The sequence below is a fragment of the Franconibacter daqui genome (genome assembly GCF_014644275.1).
Classification (GTDB): Bacteria; Pseudomonadota; Gammaproteobacteria; order Enterobacterales; family Enterobacteriaceae; genus Franconibacter; species Franconibacter pulveris.
The window spans coordinates 364,658-390,229 of record NZ_BMKJ01000002.1; the positions used below are offsets into that span (position 1 = coordinate 364,658).

The 25,572-nt window shown below is 58.0% G+C and carries 25 protein-coding genes; 9 read left to right on the forward strand and 16 right to left on the reverse strand.

What is annotated here, in order from left to right; genetic code table 11:
* Nucleotides 1-22: 22 nt before the first annotated feature.
* Genes hemW through IEX01_RS11040 form a run of 5 tightly spaced genes read right to left on the reverse strand, consistent with a single transcriptional unit; the run spans nt 23 to nt 3,331 of the window.
* Nucleotides 23-1,159 (reverse strand): radical SAM family heme chaperone HemW, encoded by a 1,137-nt coding sequence (gene hemW / locus IEX01_RS11020; protein ID WP_024561874.1) that lies wholly within the window; start codon nt 1,157-1,159, stop codon nt 23-25.
* The gene (locus tag IEX01_RS11025) at nt 1,152-1,745 is read right to left on the reverse strand and encodes an XTP/dITP diphosphatase (protein ID WP_024561875.1); all 594 of its coding nucleotides are present in this window, start codon (nt 1,743-1,745) and stop codon (nt 1,152-1,154) included. Before IEX01_RS11025 ends, hemW begins: the two co-directional genes overlap by 8 nt.
* 15 nt (nt 1,746-1,760) lie before the next feature.
* Nucleotides 1,761-2,051 (reverse strand): DUF167 family protein YggU, encoded by a 291-nt coding sequence (gene yggU, locus IEX01_RS11030; RefSeq protein ID WP_024555569.1) that lies wholly within the window; start codon nt 2,049-2,051, stop codon nt 1,761-1,763.
* Entirely contained in the window at nt 2,048-2,602 is a 555-nt protein-coding gene (locus IEX01_RS11035) for a YggT family protein (protein ID WP_024555568.1), read from the reverse strand. The genes yggU and IEX01_RS11035 overlap by 4 nt, the downstream gene beginning before the upstream one ends.
* 15 nt (nt 2,603-2,617) lie before the next feature.
* Nucleotides 2,618-3,331: a YggS family pyridoxal phosphate-dependent enzyme gene (locus IEX01_RS11040; protein WP_024555567.1), complete on the reverse strand. Its 714-nt coding sequence runs from the start codon at nt 3,329-3,331 to the stop codon at nt 2,618-2,620.
* A gap of 18 nt (nt 3,332-3,349) precedes the next feature.
* On the opposite strand from IEX01_RS11040, the gene IEX01_RS11045 reads away from it, so the two are divergent.
* Nucleotides 3,350-4,363, forward strand: a complete 1,014-nt coding sequence (locus IEX01_RS11045; RefSeq protein WP_188723846.1) for a type IV pilus twitching motility protein PilT — start codon at nt 3,350-3,352, stop codon at nt 4,361-4,363.
* On the opposite strand, the gene IEX01_RS11050 is transcribed toward IEX01_RS11045, so the two are convergent.
* Nucleotides 4,364-6,622 (reverse strand): FAD-dependent oxidoreductase, encoded by a 2,259-nt coding sequence (locus IEX01_RS11050; RefSeq protein WP_188723847.1) that lies wholly within the window; start codon nt 6,620-6,622, stop codon nt 4,364-4,366.
* 55 nt (nt 6,623-6,677) lie between these two features.
* Between IEX01_RS11050 and IEX01_RS11055 the strand changes: the two genes are divergently transcribed.
* Nucleotides 6,678-7,370: an IclR family transcriptional regulator gene (locus tag IEX01_RS11055; protein ID WP_024555564.1), complete on the forward strand. Its 693-nt coding sequence runs from the start codon at nt 6,678-6,680 to the stop codon at nt 7,368-7,370.
* A 164-nt stretch (nt 7,371-7,534) separates the two neighbouring features.
* On the opposite strand, the gene ruvX is transcribed toward IEX01_RS11055, so the two are convergent.
* The 8 genes from ruvX to metK all read right to left on the reverse strand — a co-directional run bounded on the left by ruvX (nt 7,535) and on the right by metK (nt 14,732).
* On the reverse strand, nt 7,535-7,951 hold the full coding sequence (gene ruvX, locus IEX01_RS11060) for a Holliday junction resolvase RuvX (protein ID WP_024555563.1): 417 nt from the start codon (nt 7,949-7,951) through the stop codon (nt 7,535-7,537).
* The gene (locus tag IEX01_RS11065) at nt 7,951-8,514 is read right to left on the reverse strand and encodes a YqgE/AlgH family protein (RefSeq protein ID WP_024551335.1); all 564 of its coding nucleotides are present in this window, start codon (nt 8,512-8,514) and stop codon (nt 7,951-7,953) included. The genes ruvX and IEX01_RS11065 overlap by 1 nt, the downstream gene beginning before the upstream one ends.
* A 112-nt stretch (nt 8,515-8,626) precedes the next feature.
* Nucleotides 8,627-9,574, reverse strand: coding sequence for a glutathione synthase (gene gshB / locus IEX01_RS11070; protein ID WP_024555562.1), 948 nt, complete (start codon nt 9,572-9,574; stop codon nt 8,627-8,629).
* Between the two features lie 12 nt (nt 9,575-9,586).
* Nucleotides 9,587-10,318: a 16S rRNA (uracil(1498)-N(3))-methyltransferase gene (rsmE, locus tag IEX01_RS11075; protein ID WP_188723848.1), complete on the reverse strand. Its 732-nt coding sequence runs from the start codon at nt 10,316-10,318 to the stop codon at nt 9,587-9,589.
* Nucleotides 10,319-10,393: 75 nt separating this feature from the next.
* On the reverse strand, nt 10,394-11,101 hold the full coding sequence (gene endA, locus IEX01_RS11080; RefSeq protein WP_024560376.1) for a deoxyribonuclease I: 708 nt from the start codon (nt 11,099-11,101) through the stop codon (nt 10,394-10,396).
* An 82-nt stretch (nt 11,102-11,183) separates the two neighbouring features.
* Entirely contained in the window at nt 11,184-11,696 is a 513-nt protein-coding gene (locus tag IEX01_RS11085; protein ID WP_071788405.1) for a SprT family zinc-dependent metalloprotease, read from the reverse strand.
* Between the two features lie 83 nt (nt 11,697-11,779).
* Nucleotides 11,780-13,174: a sugar porter family MFS transporter gene (locus IEX01_RS11090; protein WP_024555558.1), complete on the reverse strand. Its 1,395-nt coding sequence runs from the start codon at nt 13,172-13,174 to the stop codon at nt 11,780-11,782.
* Nucleotides 13,175-13,577: 403 nt separating this feature from the next.
* Entirely contained in the window at nt 13,578-14,732 is a 1,155-nt protein-coding gene (gene metK / locus IEX01_RS11095) for a methionine adenosyltransferase (protein WP_024560374.1), read from the reverse strand.
* A 431-nt stretch (nt 14,733-15,163) separates the two neighbouring features.
* On the opposite strand from metK, the gene yqgG reads away from it, so the two are divergent.
* From yqgG to speB, 4 genes are all read left to right on the forward strand, one after another.
* Complete coding sequence (yqgG, locus tag IEX01_RS21910) at nt 15,164-15,307, forward strand: small protein YqgG (RefSeq protein ID WP_419144539.1); 144 nt, start codon at nt 15,164-15,166, stop codon at nt 15,305-15,307.
* 92 nt (nt 15,308-15,399) lie between these two features.
* The gene (gene yqgB, locus IEX01_RS11105) at nt 15,400-15,546 is read left to right on the forward strand and encodes an acid stress response protein YqgB (RefSeq protein ID WP_139025656.1); all 147 of its coding nucleotides are present in this window, start codon (nt 15,400-15,402) and stop codon (nt 15,544-15,546) included.
* Nucleotides 15,539-17,515, forward strand: coding sequence for a biosynthetic arginine decarboxylase (gene speA, locus IEX01_RS11110; protein WP_034882199.1), 1,977 nt, complete (start codon nt 15,539-15,541; stop codon nt 17,513-17,515). Before yqgB ends, speA begins: the two co-directional genes overlap by 8 nt.
* 235 nt (nt 17,516-17,750) lie before the next feature.
* The gene (gene speB / locus IEX01_RS11115; protein ID WP_024560373.1) at nt 17,751-18,671 is read left to right on the forward strand and encodes an agmatinase; all 921 of its coding nucleotides are present in this window, start codon (nt 17,751-17,753) and stop codon (nt 18,669-18,671) included.
* Nucleotides 18,672-18,741: 70 nt separating this feature from the next.
* Here speB and loiP read toward each other — a convergent pair whose 3' ends face one another.
* A complete protein-coding gene (gene loiP, locus IEX01_RS11120) occupies nt 18,742-19,500 on the reverse strand; it encodes a metalloprotease LoiP (protein ID WP_024555552.1) in 759 nt (252 codons plus the stop codon).
* 279 nt (nt 19,501-19,779) lie between these two features.
* Here loiP and tkt point away from each other — a divergent pair, with 279 nt between their 5' ends.
* The gene (gene tkt, locus IEX01_RS11125) at nt 19,780-21,771 is read left to right on the forward strand and encodes a transketolase (protein ID WP_188723849.1); all 1,992 of its coding nucleotides are present in this window, start codon (nt 19,780-19,782) and stop codon (nt 21,769-21,771) included.
* Nucleotides 21,772-21,833: 62 nt separating this feature from the next.
* Here the strand turns inward: tkt and IEX01_RS11130 are convergent, their stop codons facing one another.
* Nucleotides 21,834-22,970 (reverse strand): ADP-ribosylglycohydrolase family protein, encoded by a 1,137-nt coding sequence (locus IEX01_RS11130; protein WP_188723850.1) that lies wholly within the window; start codon nt 22,968-22,970, stop codon nt 21,834-21,836.
* A 358-nt stretch (nt 22,971-23,328) separates the two neighbouring features.
* Here IEX01_RS11130 and epd point away from each other — a divergent pair, with 358 nt between their 5' ends.
* Both epd and pgk read left to right on the forward strand, forming a co-directional pair.
* Nucleotides 23,329-24,348, forward strand: coding sequence for an erythrose-4-phosphate dehydrogenase (gene epd, locus IEX01_RS11135; protein WP_188723851.1), 1,020 nt, complete (start codon nt 23,329-23,331; stop codon nt 24,346-24,348).
* A gap of 48 nt (nt 24,349-24,396) precedes the next feature.
* Nucleotides 24,397-25,560: a phosphoglycerate kinase gene (pgk, locus tag IEX01_RS11140; RefSeq protein ID WP_024555548.1), complete on the forward strand. Its 1,164-nt coding sequence runs from the start codon at nt 24,397-24,399 to the stop codon at nt 25,558-25,560.
* Nucleotides 25,561-25,572 lie beyond the last annotated feature (12 nt).

The window sequence follows — 25,572 nt, forward strand, 5'->3', positions numbered from 1 at the left end:
ATGTGGAATCTGCCTTCAGAATTTATTCCGCCAGGAACAACTCCAGCAGCGAATTGAGAAACAGCTTGCCGTGGTCGGTTATCTGCCAGCTTTCCGGCGTTTCAATCAGGTATCCCTGCGCTATCGCTTCGTCAATCTGTGGGCGAATAACGCGCTCATCGAGACCGGTGTAACGCGCAAACTCCTCACGCGGTGCGGCTTCCAGTAAACGGAAGCGGTTCATAAAGAACTCAAATGGCTTATCTGTCGCTTCCACCTCATGCTGGCGGTCGAGGTATTTTCCCTGCATATAGCCGCGCGGATGGCGAGTTTTCGCCGTGCGCAGAATACGTCCGTCCGGGAACGTCACCTTGCCATGCGCGCCGCAGCCGATGCCGAGGTAATCGCCAAACCGCCAGTAGTTGAGGTTGTGCTGGCACTGATAACCCGGCTTCGCATAGGCCGACGTCTCGTACTGCTGATAGCCCGCCTGGGTGAGTAACTGATGGCCTTGCTCGAAGATATCCCACAGCGCGTCATCATCCGGAAGCGTTGGCGGGCGCGAGCCAAATAGCGTATTAGGCTCAATCGTCAGTTGATACCAGGACAGGTGCGGCGGGTTGAGCGCAATGGCCTGACGCAAATCGTCCAGCGCCTCGTCCAGCGACTGGTCCGGCAGGCCGTGCATCAGGTCGAGGTTAAAGCTGCGAAGCCCCAGCCCGCTTGCAAGGTTTGCTGCGCGCTTCGCCTCATCCGGCCCGTGAATGCGGCCAAGGCGCTTGAGCTTCGGCTCGCTAAAGCTCTGCACGCCGATGGAAATACGGTTCACGCCGGCGCGCTGGTACTCCACAAAGCGGTCGGCCTCCACGGTGCCTGGGTTGGCCTCCATGGTTATCTCCGCATCGGCGGCCAGGTTCAGGCGCGCGCGTACGCCGTCGAGCAGTTGCTGCATCGCCGGACCCGAAAGCAGGCTCGGCGTGCCGCCGCCGATAAAAATGGTTTTTACCTCGCGTCCCTGGGCATAAGAGGCGTCGTTATCAAGGTCGGTTAACAGATGCTGGACGTAATCATCGTGCGGCACCTCGCCCTTAAGCGCGTGCGAGTTGAAGTCGCAGTAAGGACACTTCTGCACGCACCAGGGAATATGAATATAAAGACTTAAGGGTGGCAAATTAGCCATTACGCATTGCTTCCAGTAACAGTTTCAACGCCTGTCCGCGGTGGGAAATGGCGCTTTTCTCTTCCCGCGTCAGCTCCGCCGCGGTTTTGCCCTCGGAAGGGACAAAGAAAATCGGGTCGTAGCCAAAGCCGCCTTCACCGGCAGGCTTGCGGGTAATAACGCCTTCCCAACTGCCGTGACACACCAGCGGCGTCGGGTCGTCGGCATGGCGCATATAAACCAGTACGCAGTGAAATTGCGCCTGACGTTTGCCTTCAGGCACATCTTCAAGCGCCGCCAGCAGCTTTTCGAGGTTTTGTTGATCGGTTGCTTCAACGCCTGCGTAGCGTGCGGAATAGATGCCCGGCGCGCCGCCCAGAATGTCGACCGCAAGCCCGGAGTCATCGGCAATCGCTGGCAGGCCGGTTACCTGCGCCGCGTGGCGCGCTTTCAGGATGGCGTTCTCAATGAAGGTCAGTCCGGTCTCCTCAGCGGACTCAACCCCAAGCTCGGTCTGCGCCACCACCTCTAAGCCAAAGTCTTGCAGCAGCGAGGCCAGCTCGCGCACTTTACCGGCGTTACCGGTAGCGAGAACAACTTTTTGCATAACGAAATCCTGTGATTAATCGATAATCGCCGCGACTTGCGCCGGGATTTGTTGAGGGTTAATGATTCTGACTTGCTTATGGCGGCCCAGTTCGCCTTTTTCAATGAAAACCTGGCTTTTGGCGACGCGAAACTGCTTTGCCAGAAACTTCAGCAGGTGCGCGTTGGCCTGGCCGTCCACCGGCGGGGCGGTGATGGCGACTTTCAGTTCGTCGCCATGCGCGCCCACAATGGCGTCCCGGCTGGCTTTCGGCTGAATATAAAGCCGTAAAACCAGCCCGTCCGCGCTGCGGCTTACTGCACTCACAGCAAATACCACAGCCCCGGGAAGAGATCCATGCCGAGGTAGTTCAGCAGATAAAGGATAATGATGACGCCCATCGCTGAAAAATCGATGCCGCCCATCGCCGGAATGATGCGGCGGATCGGCGCCATCATCGGTTCGGTCATCTGCATCAATACATACTCGACAGGGCTGCGGCCCTGGCTCACCCAGCTCATCAGCGAGCGAATGATGATGACCCAGAAGACCAGCGTACCCGCGGATTTCAGCAGCGAGAGCGCGCCTACCAACAGGTTCATCGGATCCAGCGACAGTACGCCCGCCTGGATAAGCAGCAGCAACGGATATTTCAGCGTCGTCAGAATAAACGCCACCAGCAGCGAAGCGGTGTCTATCGGCCCGAGGGACGGAATGATGCGACGCAGCGGCCCGATAACCGGCTGCGTTACTTTCACAATAAACTGCGCGAAGGGGTTATAAAAATCGCAGCGCGACCACTGCATCCAGATGCGCAGCAGCAGCACCATTACGTACAGCTCAATCAGGGTCTTGACCAGAAAAGTCAACGTCAGCATGGCGTTCCTCAGTAGTTATTGTTCAGTGTGGCGCGTGTAATCCCGCGCGCCAAAAATGGCGGTTCCAATGCGCACCATGGTGCTGCCCGCCGCTATCGCGGCTTCCATGTCGTCGGTCATGCCCAGAGATAGCGTATCGACAGACGGATAGCGGCTTTTCAGCTCGTTAAATGCTACCGCCATTTGACGTGCGACGGCAAACTGCCGCTCGTAATCGGGTTCCGGCGCGGGAATGGCCATCAGCCCGCGAAGCTGAACGCGCGGCAGTTGCGATACCTGCGCCGCCAGCGCATCCAGCTCGCTTAAGGGAATGCCTGATTTGCTTTGTTCATCGCTGATATTAATTTGGATCAGCACATTGAGCGGCGGCAGATTATCGGGGCGCTGGTCGCTTAAGCGGCTGGCGATGCGCAGGCGGTCGACGGTATGACACCAGTCGAAATGCTCCGCCACCAGGCGGCTTTTGTTGGACTGCAGCGGACCGATAAAGTGCCATTGCAACCCTTCCACGCCGCGTTGCCGGAAATGAAGGATCTTCTCCACCCCTTCCTGCACGTAATTTTCCCCAAAGGCGCGCTGCCCGGCGGCGATAGCTTCTGCGAGGGCGCTCGCAGGTTTGGTTTTGCTTACTGCAAGCAACGTAACTTCTTCTGAAGACCTGCCGCAGCGTTGGGCCGCCGCTGAGATCTTCTGCTGCACTTGCGCTAAGTTGCGCTCTATCTCACTCATGATTTATCGGGAAGCGGTATGGATATGGATGAACTGGTGGCGCTTAGTGTAAAGCATAACGTTTCGGATCTACACCTGTGCAGCGCGTTGCCTGCGCGATGGCGTCGGCGCGGCAGGCTGGAGCCGGTGCCGCACCCGCTGCCTGAACCTGAAACCTTGCTCGGCGAGTGGCTTAATGAAACCCAGCGCAGCGAGCTTGCCTTTAACGGGCAACTTGATTTCGCCGTCTCGCTGCCTGGCGGGGCGCGGCTGCGCGTCAACGCCTTCCGGCAGCAAAACGGGCTTTCGCTCGCGCTGCGTTTGCTGCCGACGCGCTGTCCGCAGCTGTCGTCGCTCGATCCGCCAGCGGCGTTAACCGGGCTGCTGCAGGCGCCGGATGGCCTGATTCTGGTGACCGGGGCGACGGGCAGCGGAAAATCGACCACGCTGGCGGCGATGGTCGACTACCTCAACCAGACGCTGGATGGGCATATCCTTACGCTGGAAGATCCGGTGGAGTTTCAGCACGCCAGCGCACGTTGCCTGATTCAACAACGGGAGGTAGGCATTCATTGCCGAAGCTTCAGCGACGGTTTGCGCGGCGCGCTGCGGGAAGATCCGGATGTGATTTTACTGGGCGAACTGCGGGACAGCGAAACTATCCGGCTCGCCCTGAGCGCGGCTGAAACGGGCCATCTGGTGCTGGCGACGCTGCACACGCGCGGCGCGGCGCAGGCGGTGGAGCGGCTGGTGGATGTCTTCCCGGCGGAGGAGAAAACCTGGGTGCGCAGTCAGCTTGCCGGCAGCCTGCGGGCGGTGCTGGCGCAAAAACTGGCGGAGTCGAGCGATGGCGGGCGGGTGGCGCTGTATGAGCTGCTTATCAACACCACGGCGGTGGCGAACCTTATCCGCGAAGGCAAAAGCCATCAGTTGCCCGGCCAACTGGAAACCGGAAGACAGCAGGGGATGCAGAACTTCGCGCATAGCCTGGCTTCGCGCATCTGTGAAGGAAAAATCGCCGCCGCGCAGCCGCAGGCGGCGAAGTGGGGATAGTCATCGCACGTTGAGTGAGTAAAGCACGGGCAAAGCGCCAGCGGTGGCAAGTATCTCGAGCTTAAGTTCACTGACATGCAGCGGCGCGCTGAGCCGGTGTTCCTGCACAGAATGGCGGTTATCAGTCACCTCCGCCACCAGGATTTCATCTGCCCAGAGCCGGTAATGCGTAACGCAGTGCGGCGTCACCGCAAAATGATGGCCCATTTGCACCGTTTCCATCGCGTTGTCGAAATCGTTGTCAAACACCAGCGTCAGGGTCTGGATGGTTTGCGGTTCGGCCCAACGCCAGAGCACGGCGGGCTGCTTATCTTCAGGCGAGGGCGCCCAGCCGTTGAAGTGCTGTTCCGGGCGAAGCCGACCGTTCAGCAGGTTTTGCGCTTCAAAACAGCGTAGCGGTTCGCTCAGGCGCAGAGCGGGCAGCACGTTATGCGGACGGCGGCGCGGCAGCCAGAAGTCAAACTCCTCCACGCCGAAGTCGCCGTCGGCAATCTGGCGCGCGTGTTTCGCCACGCGGGGGTTCTGGCTGTTGAATACCGTGATGATGCCAGGCGCGTCTGCCGCGCTCAGCGCTATTTCAGTCTCATCGTTGCGATCGAATGCAATAAACAGGTATTCGTCGCGCGGGCTGGAATAATCGAATTGCAGCGTATAATCGCCCGCTTGCGTTATCGTCAGCGTGCGCTCCGCCAGCAACCTGTCCGGCGTAAAGTTGCCTGCCTTTTTGCTGGTCAGCAGGCTGACGTTCAGGCGTTGCGGGCTTGCGGCGCGCAGGGTAAACGTGAGGGCAGGTAGCGACCCGGCAGCCTTTAACGGCAGCAGCAGCGCCATGCGCGCCTGCAGCGGCAACCATTCGCCGTTTGTGGGCAGGGCGTGAAGTTGATATTCGCTGGTGGCGGTTACAACCGCGCCGCTCGCCGGGTCGCTAAGCGTCTGGCGCGGAATGTAGCAGCCGCTGGCTTGTAAATGCTGTTGCAAAAGCGTGACGCGTTCGCGCTGCGCCAGCTCGCGTGGGGTAAGGCGTTGCTCGCGACAGAGCGCTGCGGCGCGGCCCACCACTTCGCCCAGCAAACCGCAGGTGCACATCACTCGCGCGCTGCCAAAAGCGACATGGGACGCGGAGATAAGCCGCCCGGTTAAAAAGAGGTTATCCAGCGAACGGCTGTAAAGGCAGCGAAAGGGGATAGTATAAGTGCCCTTGCTGTGGAACTGTCGGCAACCGTCGTGCGTGCTGTAGACGCCGTCCGCCGGATGCAGGTCAATGGACCAGCCGCCGTAGCCGACGGCGTCATAATGGTCGCGCTGCTCGATAATATCTTGCTGGCAGAGCAGGTGATCGCCCATAAAACGGCGGCTTTCCCGCTTGCCGGGAATGGCGCCGACCCATTCGATGGTCATCTTCTCCGCCTCGGGAAAGTTGCCGGAATTTTTAATGTAGTTCCAGACGCCCCAGACGATTTTCCAGAGTTCCCATTTTATGGCTTCGCTGTCGTGCACGGTATCAAGCCGGCCGCCCCATTCCAGCCACCAGAGGTCGCAACCGTTGAGGGTGGAAGTCAGGCGGGTGTAGCGCGGGATATCGCTTATCTCGCTCAGAGCGAAGGAGGGGGGCGTAAACGCTACCGCTTCCTCTGTGCGTTTGGTGTAGAAATAAATGGAGTGGCCCAGTTTGTGCCCGAAGCTGTCGCCTGGCGCCATCTTCTCGCCAAGCTCATCGGCGGCTTCTGCTCCGACACGATATTCCGCGCCAGCAAGGTAGCCGAGTACGCCGTCGCCGGTAGCGTCGCAAAACTGCTCCGCCGTGATGAGGTAAAAGGTTTCGTTGATAGCGTTGAATCCTTTCACGCCCGTAATGCGTTTACCCTGCGTGTAAACCTCAAACAACGCGGTGTTAAGCAACAGCGTCAGGTTGGGTTCGCGCTGCGCCATATCAAGCAGCACCAGATCGAACATCACCGGATTGCCCTCTTTGTTGCGATAGAGGTTCTCTTCCAGGATTTCCCCCATAATGCCGCCTTCTCTCGCCCAGCGGTTATTGTTACCCATATGCGAGGTGGCGCCGTTGGCCCATAGCCGCACTTCGCTGGAGGCGTTGCCGCCGAGTACGGGCCTGTCCTGCACCAGGACAACCTGTAACCCCTCGCGCGCCGCCGCCAGGGCCGCGCACAGGCCGGATAGCCCACCGCCCGCCACCAGCAGGTCGGCGTGCAACTGCGCCTGCGGAAAAGCCCGGGCATCGCTTTGGTGAAAGATCTGCATAATGTTTGTATCCTTCTTAAAGAGCACGACTCAATTCACGCAACCCAGGGCAGCTATGTCATCACAACCCAATCAAAGTCTGATCGACGGCATCCGTTGCCTGCAGTATCTGGTCTCCAGCGACCGCGCCATTGGCTGTCGCGAGCTGGCGCGCCTGATGAATATCAACACCACCCGCGTTAACCGCCTGCTGATGACCATGGCCTCAATTGGCCTCACCATGCAGGACGAACAGCGCCGCTATCTTCCCGGGCCCGGCATCCATGCGCTGGCGGCGCAGGCGATCCGCGGTTCTGCGCTTTTTTCGCAGGCGCTGCCGCAGCTTGAACGCCATGCGCCAAAGGAGATTGTGGTAGCGCTTGGCGTACTGTGGGAAGACCAGGTTATTTACATCTATCACGCCTCTCCGGGTTCGCAGCCGGGTCAGGCGCTGGCCGGGTTTCACATGTTGCCTGCCTGGCAGTCGGTCATCGGCATGTCGCTGTTGGCGTCGGAGAGCGACGACGCGCTGGCGCCGCGCTTCACCCCTGAGCAGTGGACGGCGCTTTCCCCTTATCTGACCCAGCAGCGCGAGCAGGGCTATGTGCTGTGGCGTCATGATGATGGCGAGATCTCCATGGCGAAGCCGCTGGGCATGCATAACGCGTCGCTGGCGCTGGCGGGGATGTGGCATATCTCCGAAACGGAGATTGACGCGCGTCTTCAGCAACTCCATGAACTGGCGGCGCTACTGATCAAACCTGTTTAATCGTCTGTTGCTCGCCTGACGTTGGCGTACCTGGCATACAATGACTATCGTGTCTCTTTAATAGAAACACAAAGTTTTTGACGAAACGCCACCGGGAAATGTGATGTGGCTCGAAGGGAAAGGGCGGGGCGGCAAGCCCCGGCACTATCAGAAGAGTAATGCGGTCAGGGGTGCTGTTCGAAGTAGCTTTCCAGAATGACGACCGCAGAAGCGGAGTCCACGCTGCCCTTATCCAGCGCGCGAAAGCCGCCGCGGGAGAAAAGCCCTGCGCGCGCTTCCACCGTACTGAGGCGCTCGTCATGCAGTTCCATCGCCACGCCGAAACGGCCATGCAGGCGATTAGCGAAGTTACGCGCGCGCGCCGTGAGCGGCTGCTCGGTGCCATCCATATTCAGCGGCAGCCCGACGACGACTTTTTCCGGCTGCCACTCTTTTATCAGCCGTTCGATAAGCGTCCAGTCCGGCGTGCCGTTTTGCGCTTTCAGCGCCGTCAGCGGACGGGCGGTGCCGGTGATGCGCTGACCTACGGCCACGCCGATGCTGCGGGTGCCAAAGTCAAAGGCAAGTAAGGTGCCGCTCATCAGGCGTGCCCCGCCACGCCGGGCATGGTATGGATATCAATGCCGATAAGCTTCGCAGCCTCGCGCCAGCGGTCGGCAATCGGCGTACGAAAGAGAATATTGAGATCGGCAGGCGCGGTGAGCCAGGCGTTTTCCAGCAGCTCTTGCTCCAGCTGACCTTTCTCCCATGACGAGTAGCCCAGCGCCACGATAATGTCGGAAGGTTGCTCAGCGGTGCCCATGGTTTCCAGCACGTCGCGGGAGGTGGTGATAATGGTGTTATCGGAAATCCGGATGCTCGAAGCAAACTTATCCGGCGGAGTATGCAGGATAAAACCGCGATCTTCCGCCAGCGGTCCGCCGAGAAAAACCGGCTTATCCAGGCGAATAGCCGGGTCGCGCGGTTCCGGGTTGATTTTCAGCTTCTGCAAAACCCCTTCGACCTGCAGGTTTTCCAGCGGCTTGTTGATGACGATTCCCATGGCGCCTTCGTCGTTATATTCGCAGATGTAAACCACGGAACGCCGGAAGAGAGGATCCTGCAAGGCCGGCATGGCAATCAGAAAGTGATGCTGTAAATTCATTGTCAAAGGTTCTGTAGTCCTGGTTGAAAAAGCGACAAGGCCAAGTATGGGGGCAAAGTGGCGGACTGTCACCAGGTGGGAGGAAAAGGCGGGCCTGCGCCCGCCGTAAAGATTATTTTGCCAGGCGTTTCTCAATGGCGTCCATCAGCATGCCGGTGATGGAGATGGGGAATTCCGCTTCGATTTCACGCACGCAGGTGGGGCTTGTGACGTTAATCTCCGTCAGACGGTCGCCGATGATATCCAGGCCCACAAAAATCAGCCCTTTCTCTTTCAGCGTCGGCGCTACGCGGCGGGCAATCGCCCAGTCGCTGTCGCTCAGCGGACGCGGTTCGCCGCGGCCGCCCGCCGCCAGGTTGCCGCGCGTTTCGCCACCCTGCGGAATACGCGCCAGGCAGTAAGGCACCGGCTCGCCATCCACCACCAGTACGCGCTTGTCGCCATCTTTAATGGCCGGCAGGTAATTCTGCGCCATGCAGTAGCGGCTGCCGAGCAGCGTCAGGGTTTCTGCAATTACCGAAAGGTTCGGGTCGCCTTCTTTGACGCGGAAAATAGAGGTGCCGCCCATGCCGTCCAGCGGTTTGAGGATGATATCGCCATGCTTTTGCCAGAACGCTTTCAGTTGCGCTTTATTACGGGTCACCAGCGTTTCCGGAGTCAGGTCCGGGAACCAGGCGGTGAACAGCTTTTCGTTGCAGTCGCGCAGGCTCTGCGGCTTGTTGACGATAAGGGTGCCTTTCTCTTCGGCGCGCTCAAGAATATAGGTCGCGTAAATGAATTCGGTATCAAACGGCGGGTCTTTGCGCATCAGGATGACGTCGAGATCGGCGAGTTCGATATCCTGCTCGTTGCCAAATTCATACCACTTGTCGTAGTTCTGTTCCACGCTGACGCGACGGGTGCGGGCGCGCGCTTCGCCGTTAATCAGGTAAAGATCCGCCATCTCCATATAGTGCAGCTCATACCCGCGGCGCTGCGCTTCCAGCAGCATAGCGAAGCTGGTGTCTTTTTTAATATTAATGGTTGCGATGGGGTCCATCACGATGCCGAGCTTAATCATTCTCTTTCTCCTTTAGCCCAGATCGCCAAAACGCACCTGTAGCGCGGTGATGGCGGTGAGCGCGGTAGTCTCAGTGCGCAGAACGCGAGGTCCCAACAGAATATCAGTAAAATGGTAGCGCGCCGTCATGGCGATTTCATCCGCCGACAGGCCGCCTTCCGGGCCGATCAGCAACCGCACGCGCTCAACCGGCAGCGGCAGCGTGTTGATGCTGTGCGCTGCTCGCGGGTGAAGATTGAGTTTTAAACCCTCATCCTGCTCGGCGCACCAGGCTTCCAGATTCATTGCCGGGCGAATCTCCGGCACGCGGTTGCGGCCGCACTGCTCGCAGGCGGCGATAGCGATTTTCTGCCACTGCTGGATTTTTTTATTCAGCCGTTCGGCATCAAGCTTAACGCCGCAGCGCTCAGAAAACAGCGGCGTAATGGTATTCACGCCCAGCTCTATCGATTTCTGGATAGTGAATTCCATTTTTTCGCCGCGCGACATCACCTGGCCCAGATGCAGATGCAGCGGCGACTCGCGGTCCGCCACTTCGCCTTTCAGCACCGTCACCCGCACGCTCTTTTTATCGGCGTGGGTGATTTCAGCATCGAAGACCTGGTTGCTGCCGTCGAATAAGTGTAATGCCTGACCCGGCCCCATGCGCAGTACGCGGCCAACATGGTTGGCGGCGTCTTCGCAAAGCGCAAGCTCATGGCCCGGGACAATCGGTTCGGGATGGTAAATGCGGGGAATTCGCATAAGGTTATTATCTGCCAGCAAGGGCGCGCCCGGCTTTCTGCGGAGCGCGCGATAAACAATGCCCGCTAGTGTAGGTTAGCGCTTTTGCGCCTGGCAAGCCTGCTGAACATAAGGGTTGTGGTTGCCCTGTACGCGAGCGATGCGCTCGTCGCGGGTACATTCCCACGCCGTTACCGGGTAGAGCTTGTTCCAGGCTTCAAACAGCTGCGTCTGCTGGCGTGAAAGAGAAAGCTTGTACTGGTCGCGCATGTAGAAATAGGTGCGGGCGATGGCGCCGCGGGCGCGGGCAGGCGGCTCAGCGGATTTGTCTTTGAAATCGACCTTCATTTCACACTGTCCGTACTGGCCTTCGCCCCCTTTCCACTGGTTGTAGAGGAAATTTCCACGGTCGCCGTTCACTTCGCCTACCGCAGGTTGCAGGTTATGCAGGTCGATTTCCATCTGGCGGTAAACCGGATCTTTATCGCAGTTTTTACGTCCGCCATCCTGCCAGCACTGACGCTGGTGGCCGAACTGCCAGGCGGGCACGACGTGCTCCCACTCAATGCGCGAAGCGCGGTTCTCGTTTTTACGCACTTTGTAGCCGCAAGACGCCAGATCCGGAATGCCCTTTTTCCCCTGCCAGGTAATCTTGCAGCCGCAGTAAAAATCACCCGGTGCGTCAGCGTTTACTTTCACGCTGGCAGCCTTGGCCTGAGAAAAACTATGAATGCCTGCGGCGAATGAACCGCCGGAAAGCAGGGCGGCGGTTAGCGCCACCGTAAGCGAAATTTTGCGAGACATCTTCCAACTCCATGTGACAAGTGCTCGCACCGTAGCGAAGGAAAGCGTCAGAAGCAATTCAAAGGCGCTTAAAATTTCCGGTTCAGGATAAAGGCGGGGTTTCCGGGCGCAATTTTTCGCCGCAGCGCACGCAGCGGTACTCTGTTTCACCGCGCAGCACGCGGTTGTGGCGCCGTACGGTAAGCTGATGTTGCTGGCAACTGCAGCGGTAGGGATAGGTGTTGCGGCGAACGGAGTCCAGTTCAAACTGGTGCGTACGGCGCGCCGGCACGCCAAGCACCGCTTCCATCATCCATTTCCACTCTTTGCCGTGCGGCGCGACGCGTCCGAAATGTTTCCAGACCAACAGATGCGCCAGCTCATGCGGCACCACTTCTTCATAAAACGCCTGCTGGTTTTCCAGCAGCAACACCGGGTTGAGGCGAATTTCGTAGCTCTCAAGCCAGGCGGTGCCTGCCGCCGTGCCGCGCTGTTGATAAACGATTTTCGGCTCGGGATAGTTACGCCCAAGATGAAGGTTTGCGCGCTGCAGGTTTTCGCGCAGGCTGCGCATAACGGCCTGTTGAACGGCGATAGGGAGACGTGGGGTTTTCATAACGGCAGAGCATAGAGAATGGCGGGAAGGAGGGCAAGCGGCGGAAATAAGCCTCTCCCCCGTGAGGGGAGAGGCCTGAAAGGTTAGTCGTGGGCGCCAATCTCGCGCAGGCGACGGCCTTTCATCAGGTTACGTTCAATATGCTCAAGCGAAACGTGCTTGGTTTCCGGCACCAGCCAGACGGTCAACACGATAAAGAAGAGGTTCAGCGCCGCGTATACCCAGAAGGTGTTGGCGTTGCCCAGCGTGTTGAGCATGGTCAGGAAGGTGGCGCCGACAATCATGTTGGCTATCCAGTTAGTCGCGGTGGAGAGCGTGATACCGAAATCGCGGCCTTTCAGCGGCTGGATTTCAGAACACAGCACCCAAATCAGCGGACCGGCGCTCATCGCGAAGCCGATAATAAACATCAACAGCATCGCCACGGCAAAGTACTGCGCCGTCGGAGTGTGAATACCCAGATGCAGCATGGTGCCGAGAATGCCCATGCCCGACGCCATCACGATAAAGCCCAGGATAAGCGTCGGCTTGCGGCCCCAGCGGTCCACCAGGCCGATAGCGATAAAGGTCGCCAGCACGTTAGTCAGGCCAACAATAACGGTGCCCCACATCTGCTCGTTGGTATTGGAATAGCCCGCCAGTTCAAAGATTTTCGGCGCGTAGTACATGATGACGTTCATGCCGGTGAACTGTTGCATCACCTGAAGCAGCACCCCCAGGAAGACGGCGCGGCGGAAGTTGCTGTTCTCCTTGAACAGCGCCCAGCCGCTCTGTTTTACCTTCAGGCTTTCACGGATCTCTTCAAGCTCATTGCGCGCCTCGGCGCTGGAGTCGCGCAGACGCATCAGCACGCGTTCCGCATCGTGGAAGCGACGTTTGGCGGCGAACCAGCGCGGGCTGTCCGGCAGGAAGAAAACGCCAATCAGCAGCAGTACCGCCGGAATGGTGATAACGCCCAGCATCCAGCGCCAGTTGCCGGTATAGCTGAAGGCGGTGTCCGAAAGGTACGCGCCCAGGATCCCGATGGTAATCATCAGCTGATACATGGAGATCATGCTGCCGCGGATTTTTTCCGGCGCAATCTCAGAGAGATAGAGCGGGGCGGTGTAGGAAGCGATACCTACCGCCAGGCCCAGCAGTACGCGGGAAACAATCAGGACTTCTACGTTCGGCGCGAAAGCGGAGCAGAGCGAGCCTGCCACAAACAGCACCGAGCCAATCATCAGACTCTTTTTACGCCCGAGGCTGGATGAGAGCCAGCCGCTGCCCACTGCGCCAACCGCCGCGCCGAACATCATCGAGCTGACCACCCACTCCTGCTGGTGTGAAGTAATCTGGAAATCATCGGCAATAAAGGGCAACGCGCCCGCAATCACGCCAATGTCGAGGCCAAAAAGCAGTCCCGCCAGGGCCGCGAGAAAACAGACAAAGAACGTCATGGCCTTGTTTGAACGCCCCTGTTTTTTATTGTCAGGCATACTGCCCTCCAGTTGGTATTGGTTTTATCGATGTGAATCGTAGGTTAGCGTACCGTAAAATGATGTGATACGAATCACATGAGTGTAATCGGTTACATCAATGTCAAGCTATGTAATTCGCTAAAACCTTTATTTATCAGTTTATTAGTTTAACAAGCAGCGAAGCGGCCGGATAAATTTCAGAGTAAACCGAAGCGGCATGTAACAGAATGCGTTTTTTTACCATGCAGCAGGAATAATCTGAAAGTTTATGTAGCAGAATCACTATGTAATCGCTTTCAGAACGATACGGAAAGACAAACTGCGAGGAAGTATAGCTGGCGGAAAAGAAAGCGCAGAAAAAGCCGCCAGAAATGCAAAAGGCCAGCACGAGGCTGGCCTTTACGGGCAATGCGGCGAAGATTTATTTCAGACCGGCAGCATCACGCAGCAGCTGCGCTTTGTCGGTTTTTTCCCACGGGAAGTTTTCACGACCGAAGTGGCCGTACGCCGCCGTCTCTTTGTAGATCGGGTGCAGCAGATCCAGCATCTGGATAAGACCGTACGGACGCAGGTCGAAGAACTCGCGCACCAGCAGGGTCAGCTGTTCGGTAGAGACTTTCTCAGTGCCGAAGGTTTCCACCATGATAGAGGTCGGCTCCGCCACGCCGATGGCGTAGGAAACCTGAATCTCACAGCGGTCCGCCAGGCCTGCGGCAACGATGTTTTTCGCAACGTAGCGCGCAGCGTAAGCGGCGGAGCGGTCAACTTTCGACGGATCTTTACCGGAGAACGCACCGCCGCCGTGACGGGCCATGCCGCCGTAGGTATCAACGATGATCTTACGACCGGTCAGGCCGCAGTCGCCCATCGGGCCGCCGATAACAAAACGGCCGGTCGGGTTGATGAAGAATTTGGTGGATTCATTAAGCCATTCAGCAGGCAGAACCGGCTTGATTATCTCTTCCATCACCGCTTCCTGCAGCGCTTTTTGCTCGATCTCTTCCGCGTGCTGTGTGGAAAGCACTACCGCGTCGATGCCGACGATTTTACCGGCGTCGTACTGGAAGGTGACCTGGCTTTTCGCATCCGGGCGCAGCCACGGTAGGGTGCCGTTTTTACGCACTTCAGCCTGACGCTGCACCAGACGGTGCGCGTAAGTGACAGGCGCCGGCATCAGCACGTCGGTTTCGTTAGTGGCGTAACCAAACATCAGGCCCTGGTCGCCCGCGCCCTGCTCAAGCGGGTCGGAGCGGTCAACGCCCTGGTTGATGTCCGGGGACTGCTTGCCAATTGCGCTCAGCACCGCGCAGGAGTTGGCGTCAAAGCCCATATCGGAATGCACGTAGCCGATTTCACGCACCGTGTTGCGGGTGATCTCTTCGATATCTACCCATGCGCTGGTGGTGATTTCACCGCCAACCAGCACCATGCCGGTTTTGACATACGTTTCACACGCTACGCGCGCTTTTGGATCCTGTTCAAGGATAGCGTCCAGCACGGCATCGGAAATCTGGTCAGCGATTTTATCGGGATGCCCTTCTGATACAGACTCGGACGTAAAAAGGTGTTTTGCCATATTCTCTTTACCCTGGAGTAATTCGGTTAGTTCAGACTGCTGTGTAAAGGCTTCAGTCCAGTGCGATATTCTGAACGGAAAAACGCCCTCGCGTTTAGCGGAACGGGCTGTCTGAATGTTAATCAGTATAGATGGATTAACTTCTGGATGGCTATTCTAGGTGAAATCTTAACCTCATTTCCAGCGATTTTTACGCGCCGGCGCGCAGGGTAAAGAAAGGCGGAGCGGAGATTTCTGATAAGGACAGCAAAGCGGGCATTTTTATTTTGCTTTTTAACCCTGTTGTCGGTATAAAACGGCGCGCGCGGCTTATGCATTCAAGCGCACGATGGTTCCCCTCGTGTCGCCCACTTCCAGCCGGGTTAAGCAGTGATTTTTAAGGCTTTGGCTTGTCGCATACCCTAACGTATGCGTGGAGGTGATACGAAATAATGAACCATTGTTATCCGCTTATTCTGGCACACCGTTCTGGTGCCTTTTCATCCCCTGCATTCTGCATATCTTCTTTGCAAACCTGCCGATGTTCCACCCATCTCGGCGCTTCTCAGGATTCCCGGGCCGGTTACGCCTGGTGATAACTGAACAAGGGCGCTCCTGAACGTTCAGGAGTTTTCTCGTGGTTTCGCCGACCCGTCATACGGAGTTCGGTTACGTGTTTTACAATGATATGGAAAAGAAACCAGTCGCTCAGCCGGGCGATCAGCGCTATCTGCTGGTGAACCCGTCTGTTTATGGGTTGTTATCGCACTGTAACACTGCGATAGTAGTTAACTGTTTTACACTTTTACTAAAACATGAGGTTCGCTATGTCTGACGACATGTCTTCGGTTTCCCCTTCGTCAGCAGGCGAACAGGGTGTACTACGTTCTATGCAGGAGGTGGCAATGAGCTCCCAGGAAGCCAGCAAGATGCTGCGTACTTACAATATTGCCTGGTGGGGCAATAACTATTACGACGTCAACGAGCTGGGCCATATCAGCGTTTGCCCCGATCCGGACGTCCCCGAAGCGCGCGTCGACCTCGCCAAACTGGTGAAGTCTCGTGAAGCTCAGGGCCAGCGCCTGCCCGCGCTGTTCTGCTTCCCGCAGATCCTGCAACACCGTTTGCGCTCTATTAACGCGGCGTTTAAACGCGCCCGCGAGTCTTACGGTTATAACGGCGATTACTTCCTGGTTTACCCCATCAAGGTGAACCAGCATCGTCGCGTTATCGAATCGCTTATCCATTCCGGCGAGCCGCTGGGCCTGGAGGCAGGCTCCAAAGCGGAGCTGATGGCGGTGCTGGCGCACGCCGGGATGACGCGCTCCGTTATCGTCTGCAACGGCTATAAAGACCGTGAATATATCCGCCTGGCGCTCATTGGCGAGAAGATGGGCCATAAGGTTTATCTCGTTATCGAGAAAATGTCGGAAATCAAAATCGTGCTGGAAGAGGCGGAGCGTCTGAACGTGGTGCCGCGTCTCGGCGTGCGTGCGCGTCTGGCTTCCCAGGGTTCCGGCAAATGGCAATCGTCCGGCGGCGAAAAATCAAAATTCGGCCTCGCGGCGACGCAGGTGCTGCAACTGGTGGAGACGCTGCGCGAAGCAGGCCGTCTTGAAAGCCTGCAGCTTCTGCACTTCCACCTTGGCTCGCAGATGGCGAACATTCGCGATATCGCGACCGGCGTGCGTGAGTCGGCGCGTTTTTATGTAGAGCTGCATAAGCTTGGCGTGCAGATCCAGTGCTTTGACGTGGGCGGCGGCCTCGGCGTGGACTACGAGGGTACCCGCTCTCAGTCTGACTGCTCGGTAAACTACGGGCTTAACGAGTACGCTAACAACATTATCTGGGCTATCGGCGACGCTTGCGAAGAGAATGGGCTGCCGCACCCGACGGTGATTACCGAGTCGGGCCGTGCGGTCACTGCGCACCATACGGTGCTGGTCTCCAATATCATCGGCGTGGAGCGTAACGAGTTCACCGACCCGACGGCGCCAGCTGAAGACGCGGCGCGCCCGCTGCAAAGCATGTGGGAAACCTGGCAGGAGATGCATGAGCCGGGTACTCGCCGCTCGCTGCGCGAATGGCTGCACGACAGCCAGATGGACCTGCACGACATCCATATCGGCTACTCCTCCGGCACGTTTAGCCTGCAGGAGCGCGCCTGGGCGGAGCAACTTTACCTGAGCCTGTGTCACGAAGTGCAAAAGCAGCTCGACCCGCAGAACCGCGCGCACCGTCCGATTATCGACGAACTGCAGGAGCGTATGGCGGATAAGATTTACGTCAACTTCTCGCTGTTCCAGTCGATGCCGGATGCGTGGGGCATCGATCAGCTGTTCCCGGTGCTGCCGCTTGAAGGGCTGGACCAGGCGCCAAGTCGCCGCGGCGTGCTGCTGGACATTACCTGCGATTCCGACGGCACCATCGATCACTATGTCGATGGCGACGGCATCGCCTCGACCATGCCGCTGCCGGAATACGATCCGGATAACGCGCCGCCGCTGGGCTTCTTTATGGTGGGCGCTTATCAGGAAATTCTGGGCAACATGCACAACCTGTTTGGCGACACCGAAGCGGTGGACGTCTTTGTCTTCCCGGACGGCAGTGTGGAAGTGGAGCTTTCCGACGAAGGCGACACCGTGGCGGACATGCTGCAATACGTGCAGTTGGATCCAAACACCCTGCTGACGCACTTCCGCGATCAGGTGAAACAGACCGGGCTTGACGAGGCGCTGCAGCAGCAGTTCCTGGAAGAGTTCGAAGCGGGACTCTACGGCTACACTTATCTGGAAGACGAGTAAGCGTCGTTTCGCTGGAATCACGGGGCAGGGAGGCGTTATTCGCCGCCTGCCCGATCCGCCGGGTTAACCGTCAGCGGAGGCAGAGCGTGAGCGTCACAGGCTTGAACCTGATTGAATTACCAGCGATAATCCGCCGCAATAAGCTGTATACCCATCAATCCCTTCCTCGTCGGGTTTAACGACGCGGAGGGGATTTTTTTTATCTCTTTTTTCACGTAACCAAGAGGTCATGTTCATGAACACCTTAGGCCATCAGTACGACAACTCCCTGGTATCCAACGCCTTTGGTTTTTTGCGTCTGCCGGTAAATTTCCAGCCGTACGACAGCGACGCGGAGTGGGTCATCACCGGCGTGCCGTTTGATATGGCGACTTCCGGCCGTGCGGGCAGCCGCTTCGGACCGGCGGCTATTCGTCAGGTTTCCACTAATCTCGCCTGGGAAGGCAACCGCTTCCCGTGGGATTTCGACATGCGCCAGCGCCTGAACGTGGTGGACTGCGGCGACCTGGTTTACGCCTTCGGCGACGCGCGTGAAATGAGTGAAAATCTGCAGGCGCATGCGGAAAAACTGCTGGCGGCTGGCAAACGCATGCTCTCTTTCGGCGGCGACCATTTTGTTACGCTGCCGCTGCTGCGCGCCCACGCCAAACATTTCGGCAAAATGGCGCTGGTGCATTTCGACGCGCACACCGATACCTACTCTAACGGCTGCGAATTCGACCACGGCACCATGTTCTACACCGCGCCGAACGAAGGGCTGATTGACCCGACCCGTTCCGTACAGATTGGTATTCGCACCGAGTTCGACAAAGACAACGGCTTTACCGTGCTGGACGCGCCGCAGGTTAACGATCGCTCCGTGGCGGACGTTGTGGCGCAGGTGAAGCAGATTGTGGGCGATATGCCGGTCTACCTGACCTTTGATATCGACTGTCTGGATCCGGCGTTCGCACCGGGCACCGGCACGCCGGTGATTGGCGGGCTGACCTCCGATCGCGCGCTTAAGCTGCTGCGCGGTATTCAGGATCTGAACATCGTCGGGATGGACATTGTAGAGGTGGCGCCGGCTTACGATCAGTCTGACATCACCGCGCTTGCCGCGGCGACGCTGGCGCTGGAAATGCTTTACATCCAGGCGGCGAAAAAAGGCGCGTAAGACAAGACAAAAAAGCCGGCGTTAACCGGCTTTTTCAACAGGGCGGGGGGCGTTAAGCCACCCCGCTTTTTTATTTGATGCCGTCGGCAGCCATGCGCTCGCGAATATGCTCGGCGCGTGCCGCGGAGGCCGGATGGTCGTCAAACATTGAGCTCTGGCGGCCTGCTTCCTGTTGCGCGAGCTTCTCGAAGCTGGTGGCGAGCCCCAGCGGGCTAATGCCGCGCTTACGCAGCAGATCGTAGGAGTAATCATCCGCTTCGGATTCCTGGCGCTGCGAGAACTGCGCATTGACCAGCTGTTCGCCCAGCGCGCCAAGCTGCGACTGCGACAGGCTACCGACGATGCCGCCTGCGGAAGCGGCGGCGGCGCGTACGGCGTTAGTGCCGAGCGCCACCTGCATGCCGCGCTTCACATGGCCCAGCGCGACGTGACCCATTTCATGGCCGATTACCGCTTCCACTTCGTTGTCGGTCATCATATCCATCAGGCCGCTGTAGACGCGGATGCAGCCGTTCGCCATGGCGAAGGCGTTCACATCTTTCTGCATATAGACCTTGTAGTTCACCGGCTGGCCGTTGATGTTGTCGCCAAGCGCCGCGGCGATCGTTTTCAGGCGCTGGGCGTACTGGCTGCTGGCCGGGGCGATAGTCGCCTTGCTGTCCAGCTCTTTACAGGACTCATCGCTTAATGCTTTTACCTGCGCATCGCTTAACGTGTAAGCCTGAAACGCCTCGGCGCCGGAGGTAAGCAGGCCGTTGGAATCCATGTTCTGACAACCGCTCAGCAGGGCCGCCGCGCCCATAGCGAGCAGAATCGCGCGCATCTTCATGTGTGTGCTTCCGCAAAAGTGAATAAAAAGGGTATAGCCTCGCCAGCGGAGTTTACCGGCATGATGAGCAGTATAAAGAAGTCAGTACGCAGTGAGCGAGGCCGTAGCGCTTTCTGCGCACATGATCCAGAGATTTCTTAGGCAACAAAAGGATGCTCCATGTACATGCCCATCCGCTTGGGTTACATTGTTTGCCACTTTTTCCGGGCGTAGCCCATAACGCGTGGTAGTCAAGTCGTTACTAAGGCGTGGCCTTTAACTATCCGATCTGGAGTCAAAATGTCCTCTCGTAAAGAGCTTGCCAATGCTATTCGTGCGCTCAGCATGGACGCAGTACAGAAAGCCAAATCCGGTCATCCGGGTGCCCCGATGGGTATGGCTGACATTGCCGAAGTCCTGTGGCGTGATTTCCTGAACCATAACCCGCAGAACCCGAGCTGGGCCGACCGCGACCGTTTCGTGCTCTCTAACGGCCACGGCTCGATGCTGATTTACAGCCTGCTGCACCTCACCGGCTACGACCTGCCGATCGAAGAGCTGAAAAACTTCCGTCAGCTGCATTCCAAAACCCCGGGCCACCCGGAAGTGGGTTACACCGCAGGCGTTGAAACCACCACCGGTCCGCTGGGGCAGGGCATCGCTAACGCCGTGGGCATGGCTATCGCGGAGAAAACGCTGGCGACGCAGTTTAACCGCCCGGGCCACGACATTGTTAACCACTACACCTACGCCTTCCTGGGCGACGGCTGCATGATGGAAGGCATCTCCCACGAAGTTTGCTCACTGGCGGGCACGCTGGGCCTTGGCAAACTGGTGGCGTTCTACGACGACAACGGCATTTCCATCGACGGCCACATTGAAGGCTGGTTCACCGATGACACCGCTAAGCGTTTTGAAGCTTACGGCTGGCACGTCGTGCGCGGCGTGGATGGTCACGATGCGGACGCCATCAAGCGCGCCATCGAAGAAGCGCGTGCGGTAACGGACAAACCGTCCCTGCTGATGTGCAAAACCATCATCGGCTTCGGCTCGCCGAACAAAGCGGGCACGCATGACTCCCACGGCGCGCCGCTGGGCGATGCGGAAGTGGCGGCGACCCGCGAACAACTGGGCTGGAAACACGAGCCGTTCGTGATCCCGCAAGAGATCTACGCGCAGTGGGACGCCAAAGAGATGGGCTCCGCGAAAGAGCGCGCATGGAACGAGAAGTTCGCCGCTTACGCCAAAGCCTTCCCGCAGGAAGCCGAAGAGTTTACCCGCCGCATGAAAGGCGAAATGCCAGCGGACTTCGCGCAGAAATCGCAGGATTTCATTGCGAAACTGCAGGCGAACCCGGCGAAAATCGCCAGCCGTAAAGCCTCTCAGAATGCTATCGAAGCGTTTGGCCCGTGGCTGCCGGAGTTTCTCGGCGGCTCAGCGGACCTCGCGCCTTCCAACCTGACGCTGTGGTCTGGTTCCAAAGCGATTAACGAAGACGCTGCAGGCAACTACATTCACTACGGCGTGCGCGAGTTCGGCATGACCGCTATTGCCAACGGCATCGCGCTGCACGGCGGTTTCCTGCCGTACACGTCTACCTTCCTGATGTTTGTGGAATATGCCCGTAATGCGGTGCGCATGGCGGCGCTGATGAAGCAGCGTCACGTGATGGTCTATACCCACGACTCCATCGGTCTGGGCGAAGATGGCCCGACTCACCAGCCGGTTGAACAGCTGGCGGCGCTGCGCGTAACGCCGAATATGAGCACATGGCGTCCGTGCGACCAGGTAGAATCTGCGGTCGCGTGGAAATACGCGGTTGAACGCCAGGATGGCCCGACTGCGCTTATCTTCTCTCGTCAGAACCTGGCGCAGCAGGAGCGCAGCGAGCAGCAGCTGGCGGATATCGCCCGCGGCGCTTACGTGCTGAAAGATTGCGACGGCCAGCCGCAGCTTATCTTCATCGCAACCGGTTCTGAAGTGGAGCTGGCGGTAGCGGCATGGGAAAAACTGTCTGCCGAAGGCGTGAAGGCGCGCGTGGTTTCCATGCCGTCGACCGACGCGTTCGACAAGCAGGATGCGGCCTACCGCGAAGCGGTGCTGCCGAAAGCGGTTAGCGCGCGCGTGGCTATCGAAGCGGGCATCGCGGACTACTGGTTCAAATATGTCGGCCTGAACGGTGCGGTAGTAGGCATGACCACCTTCGGCGAATCCGCGCCGGCGGAGCAGCTGTTCACCGAGTTCGGCTTCACCGTGGATAACGTGGTAAGCCAGGCGAAATCGCTGCTGTAATCACATTTGTTAAAGTGAAACCAAACGGGAGGCCTGGCGCCTCCCGTTTTTTATGCATCTTTTTAGTCGCCCGGGTATTTTTTAAGCAGTGCCTGAGTAAACGGCGTGAGGGTATAGTCTGATATTTCCCACGCTTTATACTCCAGCAGATCGTCCGCTATCTCCTGTATCACGCTGTTGAGCTCAAGGTTTTCCAGCCACGCCGTCCGGATAGCCGTGACGCCATACATCGCGCCCAGAAGATTGCCTGCAATGGCGCCTGTCGAGTCGGAATCTCCGCTATGATTCACCGCCATCAGCACGCCATGTTCAAACGAGCGGGCCGCCAGTGCGCAATAAACCGCAATGGCCAGCGCCTCTTCCGCTACCCAGCCTTCGCCAAGCTTCGCTATCGCCTCGTGGGACGGCGTCGGCGTCTGGGCTAGGTGTTGCGCAAGCTCAATGGCATGAAGCGTTTCTTCGTGCGCGGGCTGCGTTTTCAATAGCGCAATCGCGCTGTCAGCCGCCGCGTGCAGCGTCTCTCCTTGTGCAAGATGGAAAACCAGCACGGCGAGTACGCCGCCCGTAAGCCAGCCGGTAGGGTGCCCGTGGGTAAGCGCGGCCAGCCTGCATCCCATATCGAAAGCCTGCCGGACGGCGTCCGTCTCCTGATTGCGGGCATAAAACAGCCCCACCGGCGCTACGCGCATTACGCCGCCGCAGCCTTTGCTGTTATTACTGGCGGGTTCGCCAAAGCGTTTCATCTCGCGTAGCGCGCTCAGGCAGGTAACGCCCGGCGCACGGGCGCTGTAAAGAGCTTGTTGCTGGATAAGCCAGCCGGAAAGCGAAAAGCCTTTCAGCAGCCCGTGACGGTTATGTTCTCCCTGCGTCAGCAGCCAGCGCTGGTAGGCGTGAGCGGTAGTGCCGGTAAAAGCAGGGGCAATGCCGCGCATCGCGCCGCGCACCCAGCCGCGCAGCAACCCTTCCGCTGTGAACAGTGTCATCTGCGTATCGTCGGTTATCTTCCCTTTGCCGCCCCAGGCCGCTTCGTAATCCGTAATTCCCTGCGCGCCGAAACGCGCCGTAATTTCCGGGAGGCTCAAAAACTCCACCGGACCGCCTAACGCGTCGCCAACCGCCCCTCCAAGCAGGCATCCGCGAAAACGCAGGCGCAGCGTGTTGAGATCAGACAAATTTTCGGAAAGCGGGGCGGTTAACATGGCGGTTTACCAGGGTAAGTCAGATGGTTTCTTATTGTAGGGCGGCAACGTTCGTAGCGTAACCTCCCGTTTCTGGTGAAAGTTGTCGCTCTGATGACCAGTTCCAGGCGCAGTAATGCCAGGGGAATGGAATTTATTCCATTAAAAATGTGACGCAGGTCAGAACTTAAGGCGCTTTCCCTGGCCGATCGTTCCTTTTATTCCGGCTTTCGATTATTCTGGCTGAACCGTTTCAGTCGATTAAATGTTCGACAAATAATCAAACAGATGCAGTTTGTGACAGGCGAGGATTCCCCTCAGAGGATGGCTGCATTACTCTGTCAGCCAACTCAATCCGGGAATGCTTTGCAGGAGACCTATGACCCTACGCATAGCGATTAATGGTTTCGGTCGTATCGGGCGTAACGTGGTTCGCGCATTATACGAATCAGGGCGTCGGGCTGAAATCACCGTGGTGGCTATCAACGAGCTGGCGGATGCCACGGGCATGGCGCACCTGTTGAAATATGACACCAGCCACGGCCGCTTCGCCTGGGATGTGCGCCAGGAAGCGGAGCTGATGTGGATCGGCAACGACACCATTCGTCTGCTGCATGAGCGCAATATAGAAGCGCTGCCCTGGCGCGAACTGGGCGTAGATATCGTGCTGGATTGCACCGGCGTGTACGGTTCCCGCGCGGATGGCATAGCGCACCTGGAAGTAGGCGCGAAGAAAGTGCTTTTCTCCCATCCCGGCGGCAACGATCTTGACGCGACGGTGGTTTACGGCGTCAACCAGGCGCTGCTCGAAGCGGATCATCGCATCGTCTCTAACGCCTCCTGCACCACCAACTGCATTATTCCTGTGATAAAGCTGCTCGACGACGCTTTCGGCATTGAGTCCGGCACGGTGACGACGATCCATTCGGCCATGCACGATCAGCAGGTTATCGACGCCTATCACCCCGATTTGCGCCGTACGCGCGCCGCCAGTCAGTCGATCATTCCGGTGGATACGCGTCTTGCGGCAGGCATCAGCCGAATTTTCCCGAAATTTCATGACCATTTTGAAGCCATCGCCGTGCGCGTGCCGACCATTAACGTGACGGCGATTGACCTGAGCGTCACGGTTCGTCAGCCGGTAAAAGCGTGCGATGTCAACCTGTTGCTGCAAAAAGCGGCACAGGGTGCATTTCATGGTATAGTTGACTATACGGAATTACCGTTGGTCTCAACTGATTTTAACCACGATCCGCACAGTGCCATTGTGGACGGCACGCAGACACGGGTGAGTGGGGCGCACCTCATCAAAACGCTGGTGTGGTGTGATAATGAATGGGGCTTTGCTAACCGGATGCTCGACACCACGTTAGCCATGGCAGCTATTGGTTTCAGGTAAGACGCGATTTGCGTCTGCAAAACTTTAGAATCAACGAGAGGATTCACCATGTCTGTAATTAAGATGACCGATCTGGATCTGGCAGGTAAACGCGTACTGATCCGTGCCGACCTGAACGTACCGGTTAAAGAAGGGAAAGTTACTTCCGACGCGCGTATTCGCGCTTCTCTGCCGACCATCGAACTGGCGCTGAAACAGGGCGCGAAAGTGATGGTAACGTCCCACCTGGGTCGTCCGACCGAAGGCGAATACAACGAAGAATTCTCTCTGCTGCCGGTAGTGAACTACCTTAAAGACAAGCTGAATGCTCCGGTGCGCCTGGCAAAAGATTACCTCGACGGTGTTGAAGTCGCGCAAGGCGAACTGGTTGTTCTGGAAAACGTCCGTTTCAACAAGGGCGAGAAGAAAGACGACGAAACCCTGGCGAAGAAATACGCCGCCCTGTGCGACGTGTTCGTTATGGATGCGTTCGGCACCGCGCACCGCGCTCAGGCTTCCACCCACGGCGTTGGTAAATTCGCCGACGTAGCGTGCGCAGGCCCGCTGCTGGCGGAAGAGCTGGACGCGCTGGGTAAAGCGCTGAAAGAGCCGGCTCGTCCGATGGTCGCCATTGTTGGCGGTTCTAAAGTTTCCACCAAGCTGACCGTACTGGATTCCCTGTCCAAAATCGCTGACCAGCTGATCGTAGGCGGCGGCATCGCTAACACCTTCGTTGCCGCTCAGGGCCACAACGTAGGTAAATCCCTGTACGAAGCGGACCTGGTTGATGAAGCCAAACGTCTGCTGGGCACCTGCGATATCCCGGTTCCGACTGATGTTCGCGTTGCGACTGAATTCTCTGAAACCGCGCCGGCTACCCTGAAGTCTGTTTCTGAAATCAAAGATGAAGAACAGATTCTGGATATGGGCGACGTTTCCGCTGAGAAACTGGCTGAAATCCTGAAAAATGCCAAAACCATTCTGTGGAATGGTCCGGTTGGCGTGTTCGAATTCCCGAACTTCCGTAAAGGCACCGAGATCGTCGCTCGCGCTATTGCTGAAAGTGATGCGTTCTCCATCGCAGGCGGCGGCGACACTCTGGCGGCTATCGATATGTTCGGCATCGCGGACAAAATTTCCTACATCTCTACCGGCGGCGGCGCATTCCTCGAATTCGTGGAAGGTAAAGTACTGCCGGCAGTAGCTATGCTCGAAGAGCGCGCTAAGCAGTAATTGATACGGGCG